This is a genomic window from Neisseria sp. P0021.S007, from assembly GCF_051956855.1.
The window spans coordinates 1-483 of record NZ_JBQCXA010001428.1 but is presented as its reverse complement, the minus strand read 5'-3'; the positions used below and the strand labels follow the sequence as shown (position 1 = coordinate 483).

The 483-nt window shown below is 52.2% G+C and carries 1 protein-coding gene; it reads right to left on the bottom strand.

Features of this window, described 5'->3' with window-relative positions:
• A partial coding sequence (locus ACTHUR_RS19540; protein WP_440400448.1) for an LptF/LptG family permease occupies positions 1–454 on the bottom strand: 454 nt, incomplete at its 3' end.
• Between the last annotated feature and the right edge of the window lie 29 nt (positions 455–483).

Sequence of the window (483 nt, the reverse complement as noted above, 5' to 3'; positions counted from 1 at the left end):
AGCTATTGAACTCGCCGGCTTCCACCAAAGACAACTCCTGCTTCTGCTTCAAAATTTCGGCATATTCACGACTGCGCAACTCTGCCCACGGCATTACCCAAAGTTGCATGACGGCAATCAAAATGGCAAACGGCACGGCAAACTGCATAACCGGGCGTATCCATTGTTTCAATGCCAATCCGCAGGAGAGCCAAACCGACATTTCGCTGTCGCGCCAGTAGCGGGTCAATACGGTCAACGTACTGATAAATGCGGTCAACACCAGCAAAAGCGGGGTCATGCCGATGACCCAGAAGCCGACCAAGGCCAACACGGCATCGATGGCGACACGCCCGTCGGCTGCACGGCCAAGCAGGTTGATGGCCTGCGTGGACACCAATACCGCCAAGAGAACGACAAAGATGCCGACGGCGGTAAAGGAAAGTTCTTTAATAAAGTTTCTTTGGTAAATCATAAGATTGAGCGTGGTATACGGTTTATGGG